The organism is Paenibacillus radicibacter (genome assembly GCF_024721995.1).
Classification (GTDB): Bacteria; Bacillota; Bacilli; order Paenibacillales; family NBRC-103111; genus Paenibacillus_AM; species Paenibacillus_AM radicibacter.
Genome location: NZ_JANQBC010000012.1, coordinates 172,298 through 188,217, shown reverse-complemented (window position 1 = coordinate 188,217; position 15,920 = coordinate 172,298). Strand labels below are relative to the sequence as shown.

Here is a 15,920-nt window from a genome sequence, read left to right as displayed (position 1 = left end):
GAATCTTTGGAAATCTGATCATTACGCTTGCTGCTTTCTATATTCATTGGGTGATACGCCGTACATCTTCTTGAACACTTTACTGAAATACTTCTCATCTTGATAGCCAACCATCTCGGCGATTTGCGTCATTCGAAGTGCGGGATTAAGCAGCAGCATCTTCGCTCGTTCCATGCGAATTCGGCTAATGTAATCCGTCATATTCTCGTTAAAGTATTGCTTGAACTTGCGCGAGATGTACTCCCTGCTCATGAAAAAATGATGCGAAATCTCCTGTAGCGACACATCGCGATGTGCATTAACTTCGATGTACTTGGCAATATCATACACGACGTGAGAACCTTTGTGGCGATATCCGGCAATTTGATTGGAAAATCTTATAAGTGCATCCGTCAGTTGTTCTTGCCAGAGATCAATTGAGAAATGTCCACTATTATCGATAGGCAGTGTAATGACATCTTCCGGCAGCTCGATCTCTGTACTATCGACAAGCTCTTTACCCCAGCGACTTGTCAGTACACGCAGCGCCTGTCGCCAGCGATCGAATTGCTCTTGTGTAATAGTTGGCTGCTTATGAACAGTATCCATCCACTGCATAACAGCTGCTTCTATTTGCTTAGGCTGACTACTCAGAACAGACAAGCGAATCGGTTCTTCATGTGCGCCCCAGCCCATTTCCGTTCCGATGACGATTTGTTCTTTGCGAAATAGATGCACGCCAGCCTCAGCTTCGAGTAGATTACGATAACGCAAGGCACATCGTGCTTCATTGTAAGAATCGGTAACCCCAAGAGGGAATTTCTTGATCCCGCCTAAGCCTATCTCACACTGGTCTCTAAGTGTCGTTGATAACACATGTTGAATATGTGCAGTATGAGTAGGTGTAACTTGTAACGACTGCCAGAGCAGCAGAACAATTTCATTCTCTCGATTAAAAGAGCGGAACGCGACACCAAAGCGCTCACGTCCTTGTCCTACAATTTCATTACAAACGTTCGTTATGGTGAAGAATAGCAACTCTCGATTGGCTGCAAATTTACGCCATATCGCTTGGCTAAGCGTATCGACAGCAAGCACAGCAACCTGACATTCAGTCAGTTCATCTAGTTTTACACCAAATTCTTGCTGCATAGCAGAGGTATGTTTCTGCAACGTGTGCGGATGCATAATAAATTCGGAGAAGACCTTGTCCCAGTACACAGGCTTAATGACGTTCATCTCTATATTCTGCATCGCCTTGCGCTTACGCTCAGCATCCTCTTCTCTCCAGCTAGTAACGGCATTGCCTACCGTGTTTGTTAATTGCTCGGGATCAATTGGCTTTAAGATATAATCAAATCCACCATGCTGCATCGTATGACGGACAAGCGGGTAATCATCATAACCACTGATGACAATGGTTTTGCTAGTTGGGCTATGCGTCTGTATCCATGTCAGCAGTTCTTTGCCCCCTGTCACGGGCATCATCATATCGGTAAAAATAAGCTCGGGACACATCTCGTTAATAGCCGAGATCGCTTCCTGTCCATCAGCTGCTTCCAAAATCGTCGTAATACCGAATGTTGCCCATGGAACGAGCAGTTTGATTGCTTCGCGAACGTGTTTTTCATCATCAACAATTATCGCCTTCATCATGTTTCCTCCTTCAGTAGTGGGATATTAATCGTTACGATGAGTCCCCCGTTTGACGGGGATTCCAGTATTAGCTGAGCTTCTGATCCAAAATGGAACTTCAAGCGTGACAACACATTCAGTAGTCCAATGCTCTCTTGCGTCTCGACCACTTCCATCTCAGATGAACAGCGACTCAGCATGTCCTGAATCTCTTGCAATCGCTCAGCGTTTATTCCTTTGCCGTTGTCCGTAATTCGAATGTGCAGGGAGCCCTCTGCAGCAGAGCTAGTCTGAATTTCAATACGTGAATCATTTTGCAAAAATCCATGTTTAAAATAGTTCTCCACAATTGGCTGCAGCGTCATCTTCGGCACAAGAATGGAATCAAAGCGCTCATCGAGTGTGTACACAACTTCTAACTGCTCATCAAAACGCTGCTTCTGCAAAGCCAGATAAGCCTTCACATGATCGATTTCACGGGCAAGCGGTACAATCGTCTCATGCGTGTTCATGCTGTAACGCATCATGCGACCAAGTGATGTAATGAGTGCGTAGATTTTCGGTGCGTCGTGCTGAAGTGCCATCGTGCCGATCAATTGCAAGGTGTTGTACATAAAATGCGGGTTAATTTGCGCCTGCAGCGCTTTAAGTTGATACGTCTTATTCGCAAGATCAAGTCGATATTCCCGTACAACTAGTTCATTAATCTTCTGCATCATCTGGTTAAAACGCTTCGCCAGTTGCCCCGTCTCATCCTGTGATGAAATGTCGATGACTACATCGAGATTGCCTGGCTCAACTTTGCGAATCGAGGCAATTAAATTCTTAATCGGAGCCGTAATTTTAATTGAGATCGTCAGCGTTGCAGCGATAATGACAATGAGGAATACGATGCCGAGCATGACGTTAATTTGAGTTAATTGTCTGGCATCTTGGTACAAATAATCGTAAGGAATACGTTTAACTATCGTCCAGTTCATGTAGGTGGTTGAGATTTTCTCGTAAATATGGAGCCCGGCAAATTGATCCTGATCCCAAGCGAATGAGCCCTTACTATCTGTCACCCCTTGGACATGCTGTACCCAAGATTCATCTAGCACTTTACCAACTTGTTCAGGATTGGGGGAGTAGATCACGGTTCCTTGTTCATCTAACACATACAGTTGTTCATGTTCCTTGGCGTAGAGCTGTTCGCAAATTTGGTTAATCACGTTCATTCGCACATCGAGTGATAGGGTGCCGACAATTTTGTCAGAAGGCAGTTCGAATAGAGGACGATTGAACGTCATGATGATACTCGGATCGAAATAAGGATAATAGCCGGTGCCATACTCATGACTGAGATGTGGTGGTTCTACTGTCGGTTTGGTATTGGAGATGGTTGGACTATATTGCTTGCCATCGGCGACTTTGCCGAGCCCTTCCATCATGAGGTAGGTTTGATCGCCTTTAGCAATATATAGTTTGGTTTGATAAATTTCCTTCATCGAACGATTGAGGAACAGCATAGAGCGGTAAATTTCATTGGAATTCTCGCTGTATGTTGGTCCGTTGATAATAATTTTATAGAGCGTCTGCGTCCCTGCTGAGTAATAGATCGGATCGTTGTAGACGGAAAGTGAGATTTGGTTAAGAATGTTCATGTAGTTCTCAATATTGGTCTTACCTTGAAAAATAAGGTTCGAGTTCTGCTGAACGGACGTGTTCTGTACGTTATTTTTCACATTGGTATATGTGATCATAATGAAAGTGACCATCGGAATGATGGTCGCCAGACATAGAAAGACGATCAGTTTGTTGCGGATGCTGCGTTTTACAAAATCCATAGGCGTCTCCATTAAGGCTCGAATTGGGATGTGTTCAATATATTCCACCCTACTAATCAAAATCCTCTGTGTTTTCTGATAACGACCCTAGGTACAATAAGTATCATGCAAGTCGTATCAATATTGGAAGGGGAGATTGCACAATGTCCCGCAGCAGAAAAATGTCTTCAGCGCTGCAGCAAACCGTATTCGTCGGACCCGCCGTGCTGGTGTTCGCACTTATTGTACTCGTGCCCTTTGTGATGGGGATGTACTATTCATTTACTTCATGGAATGGGGTATCGGATGAAGTCACTTGGGTTGGATTTAAGAATTTCATAGATTTGTTCTCGAATGACCCCGAATTTTTCAATTCGTTCTGGTTTACGACAAGGTTTACTATCTGTGCAGTGGTGCTGACGAACTTACTTGGGTTCATTCTGGCTTATATGCTGACGAAACCATTGAAGCTTCGCAGTGTATTACGCACGATTTTCCTATTACCAAACGTGATTGGTGGATTGTTACTTGGGTTCATCTGGCAATTTATTTTTGTAAAAGGTTTCGCTGCAATTGGAGAAGCAACGAACATCGGATTCTTCCAGCTGCCGTGGCTGGGTGATGAGACGACAGGGTTCTGGGCGCTCATTATCGTCAGTGTGTGGCAGGGTGCAGGCTATCTGATGATCATCTATATCGCAGCGATGGTGAATGTACCGAAAGAATTGTTAGAAGCTGCGCACTTAGACGGCGCATCCAGAGGTCAGGTGCTGCGTCATATCTTATTGCCGCTCATTATGCCTGCCATTACCGTGTGTCTGTTTTTAAGCATTGCATGGTCGTTTAAGATGTTCGATCTGAATATGTCGCTCACGAAAGGCGGTCCGTTCCGCTCTACGGAGTCTGTGGCAATGAACATTTATGCAGAAGCGTTCCAGAACAATAATTACGGACTTGGCGCTGCCAAAGCGTTCCTCTTTTTCATTGCTGTTGCTGTCGTATCCTCCTTGCAGGTGTATGTGACGAAGAAGAAAGAGGTGGAGATGTAATGGAAGCAGGTCGGATGTATTCGAAACGGATATTTGGAGTTGAAGTGATTGCGGTTGTGCTGGCATTACTCTTCCTTGTCCCGTTCTATTTTGTCTTAGTGAATTCGGTCAAAACATTTGCAGATATATTGCTGAACTCGGCGGCACTGCCGACGAAGCTCGAGTGGGGCAACTACTCCAAAGTATGGACGATTACGAACTTCCCACGTGCACTTCTTAATTCTTTTCTTATAACGGCAGTTAGTAATATCGGGATTGTGCTTATTAGTACGATGGCGGCGTATCGAATGCAACGATTCCCGAGCCGGTTTAATGCGATATTTTTCATGTTGCTGGTAGCGGCAATGGTCATTCCATTTCAGTCCGTCATGATTCCGCTTATTAAAGTGATGAGCACGCTAAGTTTAAGTAACTCGATTCTGGGAATTGTGATATGTTACTTCGGATTTGGACTTTCGATGTCGTTGTTCTTGTTCCATGGGTTTGTCAAAGGAATTCCGCGTGAGATTGAAGAATCTGCGGTTGTGGATGGTTGTGGACCGTTCGCTGTGTTTTTCAAAATTATTATGCCACTGCTGCGTCCGATCATCGTTACGGTGGTGCTGCTGAACAGCTTGTGGATCTGGAACGACTTCCTGTTGCCGCTTCTTGTACTGGGGCAGAAGCCGGAAGTTCGGACGATTCCGCTGTCGATCTACTCGTTCTTCGGTCAGTATACGAAGCAGTGGGATTTGGCGCTGGCTGCGCTTGTGATGAGTGTGATGCCAATTGTTGTGTTCTTTATGGTGTTGCAGAAGCACATTGTGGAGGGGATTACGGCGGGGTCGATCAAGGGGTAAGTTGTTCGGGGAAGCGTTTTGTGAGGGATTCGAGGAAGGTTGGGGCTGCGAGAAAAGGGAAGGTTCCGATCGCTATGCTTCCGGGTTCCTTGATTAGACTGGGGGTGGATGGAACCCTCCGGCATTAAGGCGACCACTTCGTTTCTTCACCTTCCCTCTTCTCTTCGCCCCAACAGCGCCGTGAGCATGCTTCTGCTCCTGCCTGCCGTCTCCCCCTCCCAATAATCTGCTGGGGGAGAGGCAGGAGTTCCATCAACCTCGGTTTCGGGTTGATGGAACGAGTCCCCTAGTCGGCTTGCATCCTATAGATGAGGCTACTACTGTCCACCCCATCTATAGGCTAGCGTTATTAATGTCTGTTCAGCATCAAGTTCTATGAGCGAGAAAGATCATCAGCGTTGCTTTGCAAGTGATGCTAGCAGCGCCTAGTCGGCGCGGGATCGGTGCCTCATCCTGTAGGAGATGAGGCACTCGATTTGAGACATTTCCGTTCTGAGGAGGGTTATTCAACCCAGAACGGAAATCCGCCCTCTCCCTGCTAAGTGGAGAGGGCGGGGGAAGTTAACGGCGTAGGGATGGTGCGGAGGAGGGGGCGTAGGGACGGGGAATGGGTGGAGAAACGTTAGTGGTCGCCTTAATGCCGTAGGATTCCAACAACATCTTAGTCTAATCAAGGAATCCGGAAGCATAGCGATCGTAAGCCATTCCCCAGTCCCGCAGCCACCTCCGCCCAAGCACCATCCCGAAGCAAATAGTGACGCTCCCCGCCCGAACCCACGTCAATAAGTTCCACCTTTTTGTTCAATATCGTACGTGTAACGCATTGAAGTTAACCTTTATGATGAAGGCATGAAACAATAATCATCTTTATAAAAAACTGGGGGATGACGAATGAAAAAGTTAGCGATCATGGGATTAACGTTAGCACTAGGATCTTCGCTATTAGCAGGTTGCGGCAGTAAATCAGATGATAAACCAGCTGCAACAACAGGCGCAGATACACCGAAGCCAAGTGCTGCTGCGACTGAGGCGCCTAAAGATATTAAGAAAGTAACGCTCAAGATGTTCCAATTCAAAGTGGAGATTGCGGATCAACTGAACAAATTAAAAGCAGAGTATGAGAAAGCGAATCCGAACGTTACCCTGCAAATTGAGACGGTAGGTGGCGGAGCTGACTATGGCGCTGCACTGAAAGCAAAGTTTGCATCTGACGATGCACCGGATATTTTCAACAATGGCGGATTCAGTGATCTAGAACTGTGGAAAGATAAATTAGAAGACTTGTCCGACCAACCATGGGTTGCAAACGTGAATGACATTGCAAAAGAGCCAATGACAAAGGACGGTAAAATCTACGGTCAACCAATGAACTTGGAAGGTTACGGCTTTATCTACAACAAAGATTTGTATGCGAAGGCAGGCATCACAGAGCTTCCGAAGACGTTGACTCAGCTTGAAGATGTAGCTAAGAAGTTACAAGCAGCAGGCATTACACCATTTGCGAACGGATATCAAGAATCATGGATTCTCGGTATTCATAACTTGAATGTAGCATTCGCTAACCAGAAGGACCCAGATAAGTTTATTGCAGGCCTGAAGGCAGGCTCAGATAGAATTCCGGGCAATTCCACATTCGATCAATGGGCGAAGATGTTTGATCTTACGATTAAATACGGCAACAAGAATATGTTAACAACGGACTACAACACCGAAATAACGATGTTTGCAAGTGGTAAAGCGGCTATGACGCAACAAGGAAACTGGACACAAGTCCAAATTTCCAAGATCGATCCGAACCTGAAGATTGGTTTTATCCCAATGCCAATCAACGATGAAGCAGACCAAGATAAATTGTTCGTCGGCGTACCGAATAACTGGGTAATCAACAAAAACTCCAAGATTAAGCCTGAAGCTAAGGAGTTTCTGAACTGGCTTGTATCTTCCGACATCGGTAAGAAGTATATCGTAGACGAATTCAAGTTCATCCCAGCATTCAAGAACATTACAGCTGATGCGAAGCAACTAGGCGATCTTGCAGCAGATATTCAGAAGTATAGCCAAGCAGGCAACGTTCGTTCTTGGAACTGGTTTAAGCTTCCTGACGGTGCTGTTCAAGAGTTCGGTTCCACAATGCAAGCTTATATTGGCGGTAAGAAGAACAAGGATCAAATGCTAGAAGACTTCCAGAAAACTCTTGATAAAATGTACAAAAAATAATTTCAGCCTAAGAGGACCAGCCCCGATGTAATGCAATCGGGGCTTTTATTTTCCATAATGAAAGGGAGTATGAATGATGCGTAAATGGTTCCAAAGAGGACTTATGTTCCTATTATCACTTGTCCTCATCTTCTCGGTCACACAACCAGCTTCTGCAACGATTAATAACACGTACAAAGCGTTCGTGATGGCTCCGCTCACTCACATTACAGACTGGACTGCATTCGGTAAACAGCTGAAGACACTGAAGGATAACGGAGTTGCAGGGATTACGACGGATGTGTGGTGGGGGGACGTGGAAGCAGCTGGTGATCAAGTATTCGACTGGTCGTACTACATCACCTATGCGAATCAAGTTCGTGCAGCAGGACTGAAGTGGATTCCGATTCTATCGACTCATCAATGTGGAGGGAATGTAGGAGATGATTGCAATGTGCCACTACCGTCTTGGATTTGGGGCAAGGGTACAGCCGATCAACTGAAATTTAAGAGTGAGACTGGTTATATGAACGGTGAAACATTGTCGCCATGGTGGTCAGGGACGGCAACGCAGTATGATGAGTTGTATGCGTCTTTCGCTGCTAATTTCAGCAGTTACAAAGATATTATCTATGAGATTAATTTAAGTGGTGGTCCAGCTGGGGAATTGCGTTATCCAAGCTACCAAGTTGCGGATGGTTGGTCCTATCCAAGCCGTGGCAAGCTGCAAGCTTATACAGAGACAGCGAAGACCGATTTCCGTAATGCCATGCAAACGAAATACGGCACGATTGCTGCTGTGAACAGCGCTTGGGGAACGAATTTAAGTGCATTTACTGCGATAAATCCACCAAGTGATGGCGATCAATTTTTCATCACTGGTCGAAATACGAACTATGGTAAGGACTTTCTGAATTGGTATCAGTCTGTGCTTACCAAGCATCTGTCTGCAATTGCAACGAAGGCGCATAATCGATTTGATTCAGCGTTTATGTATGACCGTGGAGATGGGGTTAAACCTGTCCCGATTGCTGCCAAAATTGCCGGTATTCACTGGCAGATGAACAATCCATCCATGCCACATGCAGCTGAATATGGTGTAGGTTACTATAACTATTCAACGATTTTGGATCAGTTCAAGACATCGAATGTGAATCTAACATTTACTTGTCTAGAGATGGATGATTCAAAGGCGAATTCTTCGCCTGAATATTCTGCTCCACAATCGCTTGTTATCAACATCGCCACGATGGCAAATAACAAAGGTATTACTTTAACAGGTGAGAATGCACTGCCAATCGTAAATGATGGGCAGAAGTATCAGAATCTTGCGCAAGCGCTATTTAACTACAACTTTAGCAGCTTTACACTGCTTCGTATGGCCAATATCGTAAATAGCGATGGCACAGGAACGGCAGAACTTTCTAACTTTAGTGATGCGATTGCAATGAAACCTGTCCCTGTTACGTTCCGCGTCAAAGGGGCAAATACAGCGTCAGGTGAAGAAGTGTATATCACAGGGTCACGCTGGGAACTAGGCAAGTGGACGACAAGTGTCTACGCACCGAAGCTCACATATAGTGGTGGAGACTGGGTAGGAACCGTCTACTTGGGTAGCAATCGATATTATGAATTTAAAGCATTGAAGAAAAACAGTTCGGGCAGCGTGACTTGGCAGTCTGGAGCGAATAAGACTTGGACGGTACCGAGTACTGGCGGCGAGTATGTTGTAAATTGGTAGAAGAGAGGCTTTTAGTAGTAAAAAAACGCGTCGAACTTAATGTTCGGCGCGTTTTTACATGGTTTAGCGCGAAGAGCGCTTGCCAATAATTGATAAATTAATGATCGAAATAATAATGCCGATAATTCGCGGTACATAACCGAGTAACGGAATGAACCCCAAGAATGCCATGGCGATGTTGATAATCGTAGTTAGAATCGTTCCATTACTGAGTATAAATGAGAGGATGGCACTTACAAACACGAGAGGTATAACCCAATTGGCTGACCATACATAGACGAATGGAATCATACTTAAGGCAAACCCGATTAGAATCAGTATTTCCACAACCATATGGATACGACTCCAGATACGTTTAGATTCGGACAAAGTATATCGCTCCTTTTTTTATAATGACCTGTTCTATTCATACGTTACAACTATTGAAAAAGGTTCGTGGAAAGTTATACTTATTCCTGCTTCGACACTGTTAATATATTTGCAAATCAGGTCGATACTAATAGATAAGGGTATTTTGAGAAAAAAGGTAGAAAGCGAGTGAATGGTCATGCATGCCTATACACAAGCGATTCGAGATGTACTTGAGCAGCATAGAGATGCTGAACAAGCGGAGCCAATGTCGCGTTATATGAAAGACTTGTTCCCTTTTCTCGGGATCCGGACACCTGTGCGCGATGAGTTAACGAAGCAATTTATCGCAGAACATGGACTGCCAGCACTTGAGGAGTTGTCGCTAATTGCACGTGAGCTGTGGCAGCTGCCAGAACGTGAGTATGCGTATGTAGCAATCTTTTTGATCGGCAAATATCAGAAAAAGCTTCAACCTCAGCACCTAGATCTATTAGTAGAATTAATCACGACGAAATCGTGGTGGGATACCGTCGATCTGCTTGCTTCTAATGCAGTGGGGTCCATTCTAAGGAAGCATCCCGAACTGCTGCCAGCATATCCCGATCAGTGGATCCATTCATCTAACATGTGGCTTGCGCGAACGGCGCTCTTGTATCAGCTCAAATACAAAACGCACACGGATGAAGAGCGGCTGTTCCGCTACATTCAAACATGTGCGTCTTCGAAAGAATTTTTCATTCAGAAAAGTATCGGTTGGGCGCTTAGAGAATATTCCAAGACAGCCCCAGAACAAGTTATTGCTTTTGTCCAAAAGGAAACCCTCGCGCCGCTCAGTCGTCGCGAAGCCCTTAGGTGGCTTGCGCGCACCTCGCCGATAAGCTAGCGATAGTAACGAGTGTTTCGCTGATTACTGATTATGATGATGTTAAGAATGGAGATTACGCAGCCGATGATACGAGGAAAGTAACCTAGCCCCGGAATAAAGCCCAAGAAAGACAGGGATACATTGATCAGTGCAGTTAGAATTGTACCATTGCCTAACAGGAAAGCTAAGACTGCGCTAATGATTGTAAATGGAACAACCCAACCAGACGACCATAGGTAGCCAAACGGGATAAGTCCAATGACATATCCGAGCAATATACATAGTTCAATAATGATGTGAATACTGTTCCATACGCGCTGAGAAGTGGACAAGGATGCTGTTCTCCTTTTTAGTAGCTAAGCTTCACTTACATCTTAAACCTTACGCCGCAGTGCTCGAAAAAAGTTGGTCAGAAGACCAGCGCACTCTGGCTGCATGATATTCGAAATCACCTCGACACGATGATTAAATCGATCTTCTTGTAGAAGATTCATTAGCGTCCCTGCGCAGCCTGCTTTCGGATCCGTTGTTCCATAGACAACAGTAGGAATACGCGACTGAACAATTGCTCCCGCGCACATTGGACAAGGCTCCAAGGTAACATACAACGTGCAATCGAGCAACCGCCAAGCATCAAGGTGTTCGCTAGCTTGACGAATCGCAATAATTTCAGCATGAGCTGTCGGGTCATGCGTCGTTTCTCGTAAATTATGCCCACGACCGATAATTTTATCCTCGTGTACAATCACTGCGCCAATTGGAACTTCACGGAGTTCTTCGGCAAGTTTTGCTTCGCGGATGGCCTCGTTCATGAAGCGGATATGGTTTTCCACAGGGGACAACCTCCTCGTTTCTTTTATTAACAGGTGGATAACCCGTTCGAACATCTATTCTTGTTAACATTTTGTGTATAAGTCTGTGGATAAACACACCTAAATGTGGATAAGTCCTTTTTTTCAGTAGATATAAGGATTCGTAATTATAGATTGTAAGTAATTTCATGGGAACTAGCAAGGCACGTCTATGCAATCATTATACCTAGTAAAGGTGGGAATTTATGAACATGCAAGCTGAAGGAGACCGACCGAGCCCTATGCCCCCTACTTTTGGTAAGGGACTGGGTGCAGCTCAAGCATTTGTAAATGCGGTTACGGTGGTGGAGATAAGTAATTTTGTATCCACAGGGGTCTTGCGATATGCAGAGGGAGATATTATTGAAGTTGAGATTTCAGAATGGGAAATATTCAAGCTTGGCGAGTCACTAAAGCTCACGATTTATTCAACGAGTGGGATTCATCATTTTGAAAGTAGAGTCATTGCAAGAGATTCGGGTTCGGTTGTTGTTATTAATCCACCTGATATAAAACGTCGATTCTTCGATCAGAGGGAGCACCCAAGGGTCGATGTGAATCAGTTGGGATTTATTCAGAGCGTGGCAAATCCACTTCAATCGCATCAATTCGAAACGGTGACACCTGTCCCGCTAACAATAACCAATCTTTCACTTGGCGGCGTGGGATTTATTATTCGTGCTGGCGAGCTGAATATGCAATCGGGATATCTTGTTGAGATGGAGATGGAATTCGGGTTTGAATTAAAAATGGAAGCAGAGATCGTTCGTAAAGTTGAAGAATCTGCTGGTGTATTCTATGGTGCGAAGTTTGTGAAACCGCCGATTGCAGAGGAATTAATCTCGCTGCGCTCGTTCATCATGCGTGCACAGGTACGTACATATTTTGACTGGAAAAAGGGACAGGATGCTTAATGGTGATGCATTTGAAGGTGTTTTTTCAAATGATTAGCGGAAATCATTGAAATTTATCTGGAATTAGACGGTAATTCGTTGTATCGCGGGGTATGCTGTTATATAATATAGGTTGGTCTATTAATACGAACGTTTAAGGAGTGTCTTACCCATGGCTTTAAAAGCAGGAATCGTCGGCTTACCGAACGTCGGCAAATCGACTTTATTTAACGCGATCACGCAAGCGGGTGCCGAATCGGCTAACTATCCTTTCTGTACGATCGATCCGAACGTAGGGGTAGTAGAAGTGCCGGATGAGAGAATGCAGAAGCTGGTTGAGATTGTAGTACCAAAGAGCATCGTTCCAACTGCATTCGAATTCGTTGATATTGCAGGTCTTGTAAAAGGCGCAAGCAAAGGCGAAGGTCTAGGCAATAAGTTCCTAGCGAACATCCGTGAAGTGGATGCGATTGTGCATGTTGTGCGTTGTTTTGTGGATGAGAATATTACGCATGTATCGGGCAAAATCGATCCGATCGGTGATATCGAAACGATTAACTTAGAATTGATCTTGGCGGACTTAGATTCTGTTGAAAAACGTATCGACCGTTCCCGTAAAAATATGAAAGGTGGCAACAAGCAGTATGCTACCGAAGTAGAAGTTCTTGAGCGCGTTAAAGAAGCGCTATATAACGATCAGCCTGCGCGTAGTGTGGAACTGAGCGATGATGAGAAAATCGTTATTCGCGACATGCACTTGCTTACAATGAAGCCAGTATTATATGCGGCTAACGTAGCAGAGAGCGAAGTAGCGACAGCAGAAGATAACGAATACGTGCAAAAAGTTCGTGCATTCGCAGCAGAAGAGGGAGCGGAAGTTGTTCCAATCTCTGCGAAAGTAGAAGCGGAAATCGCTGAACTTGATGACGAAGAAAAAGTGATGTTCCTAGAGGAACTTGGCCTTGAAGAGTCCGGTCTTAACCGCTTGATCAAAGCCGCTTACAAATTGCTTGGTCTATACACATACTTCACAGCAGGTGTGCAAGAAGTACGTGCGTGGACAATTCGTAAAGGTACAAAAGCGCCGCAAGCAGCTGGCGTTATTCATACAGACTTCGAGCGCGGCTTCATTCGTGCTGAGGTTGTAGCGTACGACGATCTAATCGCAGCAGGCTCCATGAATGGTGCTAAAGAGCGCGGTCAAGTTCGTCTTGAAGGTAAAGAATACGTCGTTCGTGACGGCGATGTAATGCACTTCCGTTTTAACGTATAGTGATTCTATATCATAAGTGTATTTACAAAGTTAAACGAAGAATAAAAGAAGCAACTGGAGGAGCGTAAGCGTTCGCCTTTGAAATCGTGAAAATACCATAAAATAAATTCTAATTTCACGATTGAGACAGCGACCGGAAGTGCTTCTTTTATTCGCAGTGTCCTAACTTTTTGAATACACTGCACCACGGCGAATTAGTAACTACGTTTAAAACGGCATAAATTGTACAAACAAGGAAATATACAAGGGGGGAAATCCGAATGTTGGACCGTTTACAATCCGTAGCAGACCGTTATGACAAACTAAGCGAGCTGCTGTGTGATCCAGATGTAACAAGTGATTCCAAGAAGCTGCGCGACTACTCCAAAGAGCAGTCGGGTTTGCAAGAAACGTACGATACGTACATGGAATATAAAACAGTCTATGAAGGCTATGAGTCTGCAAAAGTCATGCAGAATGAGAAGCTTGACGATGAAATGCGTGAGCTTGTGAAGATGGAGCTTGAAGAACTAGGCGAACGCAAGGAAGAGCTTGAAGAGCGTCTTCACGTCCTCATGCTTCCGAAAGATCCGAATGACGACAAGAACGTAATCGTGGAGATTCGCGGTGCGGCAGGCGGAGACGAGGCAGCGCTATTCGCAGCTGATCTATACAAAATGTACACACGTTTTGCAGATACGCAAAACTGGCGTACAGAAGTACTAGATGTGTCACTGAATGACTTGGGCGGATTTAAAGAGATTATCTTCATGATCACAGGTAAAGGCGCGTTCTCCAAGATGAAGTATGAGAGTGGTGCACACCGTGTACAACGTATTCCAGTAACGGAATCAGGCGGTCGTATTCATACGTCTACGTCCACCGTTGTCGTGATGCCAGAAGCAGAAGAATTCGATATTGAGATCAAGGACAACGACATTCGTGTCGATACGTTCTGTTCCTCCGGAGCAGGCGGCCAGTCCGTTAATACAACGAAATCCGCGGTCCGTGTAACGCACGTTCCAACGGGCGTAATTGCAACTTGCCAAGATGGTAAATCGCAGAATGATAATAAAGCAAAAGCGCTACAAGTACTTCGTTCCCGTATCTTCGATAAGTTCCAACAAGAAGAAATGGCGAAGAGTGCTGCTGAGCGTAAGAGTAAAGTCGGCACAGGTGACCGAAGCGAGCGTATTCGTACGTACAACTTCCCGCAAAGCCGTGTAACGGACCACCGCATCGGGCTTACACTGCATAAGTTAGATACGGTACTTAACGGAGATATGGGAGAAATCGTGAATGCACTGACGATTGCTGCACAATCGGATCTACTCGATAAGGGAGATCAAATGTAAGATGAAACCGCAATTCTTAGGAGAAGCGGTAAATGGAACAGTGAGAGAAGCCTATGTTGAGGCTTCTTCTTTTTTAGAGGCGTGCGAGGTGCAGGACGCACGTATTGTTTGTGAACTGTTGCTTCAGCATGTACTCGGTGTTAGCCGAAGTGAAATGCTGTTCATGTGGTCGGAGAAATTTCCCGCGGCTCGCGCCACTTCGTGGCGCGAGGGTATTCAGCGGAAAGCCGAAGGTGAGCCGGTTCAATACATTATTGGCGAAACTGACTTCTACGGCATTACGCTGGGGGTCGGCCCGGGCGTGCTGATTCCGCGCCCGGAAACTGAACTCCTCGTGGAACATATGATGCACGAGGCAGTGAGGCTCTTCGGGCAAGGGGCGGAGCTCACCCTTGCCGATGTCGGGACCGGGAGCGGCGCGATCCCGGTCACAATCGCGCGCCACTGCCCGGCGTGGCGCGTATACGCTAGCGATCTCTCGCCGCAGGCGCTCGAGATCGCTAGGAAGAACGCCGCACGTTGCGGCGTTCACGAGCAGATCACCTTCTTCGAGGGTGATCTGTTGCGCCCCTTCATCGAGGGGCGCATAGCGGTGGATGTGCTAGTCAGCAATCCACCGTACATCCCAGCGAGGGAGATTCCCTCGCTGCAGCCCGAGGTGCGGCTGTTCGAGCCGCACTTAGCACTTGTCGGCGGCGAAGATGGGCTTGAGCCCTACCGCCGCCTGTGTGAGCAGCTGCCCGAGCTGCCGAAGATGCCGACGCTTGTCGGCTTCGAGGTTGGCATGGGGCAGGCAGAGGACGTTGCCGCGCTGCTTCGCGCCTGCGGCAACTACGAGGTCCACTTCGTGAAGGACCTCGCGGGCATCGACCGCCATGTGATTGGCGTTCAAATCTAGGCATCGCCTTAACTCAAATATTCCTATACGCAATGAATAGAGTACGAATGTAGCATAGAATTAGTCGCACGTTGTGTACGACGAATAAGAGGAGATCGCACGCTTTAGTGTAATCTCCTCTTTCTGTTAGACTGGACGGGCGTGATGTGTAACTAAATTGATGTGTAACTAAAACCAAATACGCGGTCTAATCACTTGCAGAAAATCTATA

General features: G+C 45.8%; 14 protein-coding genes. 9 read left to right on the top strand and 5 right to left on the bottom strand.

Features of this window, described 5'->3' with window-relative positions:
* Positions 1-21: 21 nt before the first annotated feature.
* The gene (locus NV379_RS20965) at positions 22-1,632 is read right to left on the bottom strand and encodes a response regulator (protein WP_258209303.1); all 1,611 of its coding nucleotides are present in this window, start codon (positions 1,630-1,632) and stop codon (positions 22-24) included.
* Complete coding sequence (locus tag NV379_RS20960; RefSeq protein WP_258209302.1) at positions 1,632-3,440, bottom strand: cache domain-containing sensor histidine kinase; 1,809 nt, start codon at positions 3,438-3,440, stop codon at positions 1,632-1,634. Before NV379_RS20960 ends, NV379_RS20965 begins: the two co-directional genes overlap by 1 nt.
* Positions 3,441-3,583: 143 nt before the next feature.
* Here NV379_RS20960 and NV379_RS20955 point away from each other — a divergent pair, with 143 nt between their 5' ends.
* The 4 genes from NV379_RS20955 to NV379_RS20940 all read left to right on the top strand — a co-directional run bounded on the left by NV379_RS20955 (position 3,584) and on the right by NV379_RS20940 (position 9,244).
* Complete coding sequence (locus tag NV379_RS20955) at positions 3,584-4,468, top strand: carbohydrate ABC transporter permease (RefSeq protein WP_258209301.1); 885 nt, start codon at positions 3,584-3,586, stop codon at positions 4,466-4,468.
* The gene (locus tag NV379_RS20950; protein WP_258209300.1) at positions 4,468-5,307 is read left to right on the top strand and encodes a carbohydrate ABC transporter permease; all 840 of its coding nucleotides are present in this window, start codon (positions 4,468-4,470) and stop codon (positions 5,305-5,307) included. The genes NV379_RS20955 and NV379_RS20950 overlap by 1 nt, the downstream gene beginning before the upstream one ends.
* 891 nt (positions 5,308-6,198) lie before the next feature.
* A complete protein-coding gene (locus NV379_RS20945) occupies positions 6,199-7,524 on the top strand; it encodes an ABC transporter substrate-binding protein (protein WP_258209299.1) in 1,326 nt (441 codons plus the stop codon).
* 76 nt (positions 7,525-7,600) lie between these two features.
* Complete coding sequence (locus NV379_RS20940; protein WP_258209298.1) at positions 7,601-9,244, top strand: family 14 glycosylhydrolase; 1,644 nt, start codon at positions 7,601-7,603, stop codon at positions 9,242-9,244.
* A gap of 63 nt (positions 9,245-9,307) precedes the next feature.
* On the opposite strand, the gene NV379_RS20935 is transcribed toward NV379_RS20940, so the two are convergent.
* Positions 9,308-9,613, bottom strand: a complete 306-nt coding sequence (locus NV379_RS20935; RefSeq protein ID WP_258209297.1) for a hypothetical protein — start codon at positions 9,611-9,613, stop codon at positions 9,308-9,310.
* A 178-nt stretch (positions 9,614-9,791) separates the two neighbouring features.
* Between NV379_RS20935 and NV379_RS20930 the strand changes: the two genes are divergently transcribed.
* Entirely contained in the window at positions 9,792-10,478 is a 687-nt protein-coding gene (locus tag NV379_RS20930; protein ID WP_258209296.1) for a DNA alkylation repair protein, read from the top strand.
* On the opposite strand, the gene NV379_RS20925 is transcribed toward NV379_RS20930, so the two are convergent.
* Both NV379_RS20925 and tadA read right to left on the bottom strand, forming a co-directional pair.
* On the bottom strand, positions 10,475-10,792 hold the full coding sequence (locus tag NV379_RS20925) for a hypothetical protein (protein ID WP_258209295.1): 318 nt from the start codon (positions 10,790-10,792) through the stop codon (positions 10,475-10,477). The two genes, NV379_RS20930 and NV379_RS20925, sit on opposite strands and share 4 nt — an antisense overlap.
* Positions 10,793-10,834: 42 nt before the next feature.
* On the bottom strand, positions 10,835-11,293 hold the full coding sequence (gene tadA, locus NV379_RS20920; RefSeq protein WP_373426142.1) for a tRNA adenosine(34) deaminase TadA: 459 nt from the start codon (positions 11,291-11,293) through the stop codon (positions 10,835-10,837).
* A 224-nt stretch (positions 11,294-11,517) separates the two neighbouring features.
* On the opposite strand from tadA, the gene NV379_RS20915 reads away from it, so the two are divergent.
* From NV379_RS20915 to prmC, 4 genes are all read left to right on the top strand, one after another.
* On the top strand, positions 11,518-12,225 hold the full coding sequence (locus tag NV379_RS20915; protein WP_258209293.1) for a PilZ domain-containing protein: 708 nt from the start codon (positions 11,518-11,520) through the stop codon (positions 12,223-12,225).
* A 151-nt stretch (positions 12,226-12,376) separates the two neighbouring features.
* Positions 12,377-13,477 (top strand): redox-regulated ATPase YchF, encoded by a 1,101-nt coding sequence (ychF, locus tag NV379_RS20910; RefSeq protein WP_258209292.1) that lies wholly within the window; start codon positions 12,377-12,379, stop codon positions 13,475-13,477.
* Positions 13,478-13,737: 260 nt separating this feature from the next.
* Entirely contained in the window at positions 13,738-14,811 is a 1,074-nt protein-coding gene (gene prfA, locus NV379_RS20905) for a peptide chain release factor 1 (RefSeq protein WP_258209291.1), read from the top strand.
* A gap of 1 nt (position 14,812) precedes the next feature.
* A complete protein-coding gene (prmC, locus tag NV379_RS20900; RefSeq protein ID WP_258209290.1) occupies positions 14,813-15,709 on the top strand; it encodes a peptide chain release factor N(5)-glutamine methyltransferase in 897 nt (298 codons plus the stop codon).
* Positions 15,710-15,920: the final 211 nt, after the last annotated feature.

What these genes read in the sequence shown, in the direction of transcription:
- prmC (WP_258209290.1), top strand. Translation starts at nt 14,813, where the DNA reads ATGAAACCGCAATTCTTAGGAGAAGCGGTAAATGGAACAGTGAGAGAA.
- NV379_RS20965 (WP_258209303.1), bottom strand. Translation starts at nt 1,632, where the DNA reads ATGAAGGCGATAATTGTTGATGATGAAAAACACGTTCGCGAAGCAATC.
- NV379_RS20960 (WP_258209302.1), bottom strand. Translation starts at nt 3,440, where the DNA reads ATGGATTTTGTAAAACGCAGCATCCGCAACAAACTGATCGTCTTTCTA.
- NV379_RS20955 (WP_258209301.1), top strand. Translation starts at nt 3,584, where the DNA reads ATGTCCCGCAGCAGAAAAATGTCTTCAGCGCTGCAGCAAACCGTATTC.
- NV379_RS20940 (WP_258209298.1), top strand. Translation starts at nt 7,601, where the DNA reads ATGCGTAAATGGTTCCAAAGAGGACTTATGTTCCTATTATCACTTGTC.
- NV379_RS20950 (WP_258209300.1), top strand. Translation starts at nt 4,468, where the DNA reads ATGGAAGCAGGTCGGATGTATTCGAAACGGATATTTGGAGTTGAAGTG.
- NV379_RS20930 (WP_258209296.1), top strand. Translation starts at nt 9,792, where the DNA reads ATGCATGCCTATACACAAGCGATTCGAGATGTACTTGAGCAGCATAGA.
- NV379_RS20915 (WP_258209293.1), top strand. Translation starts at nt 11,518, where the DNA reads ATGAACATGCAAGCTGAAGGAGACCGACCGAGCCCTATGCCCCCTACT.
- NV379_RS20945 (WP_258209299.1), top strand. Translation starts at nt 6,199, where the DNA reads ATGAAAAAGTTAGCGATCATGGGATTAACGTTAGCACTAGGATCTTCG.
- ychF (WP_258209292.1), top strand. Translation starts at nt 12,377, where the DNA reads ATGGCTTTAAAAGCAGGAATCGTCGGCTTACCGAACGTCGGCAAATCG.
- prfA (WP_258209291.1), top strand. Translation starts at nt 13,738, where the DNA reads ATGTTGGACCGTTTACAATCCGTAGCAGACCGTTATGACAAACTAAGC.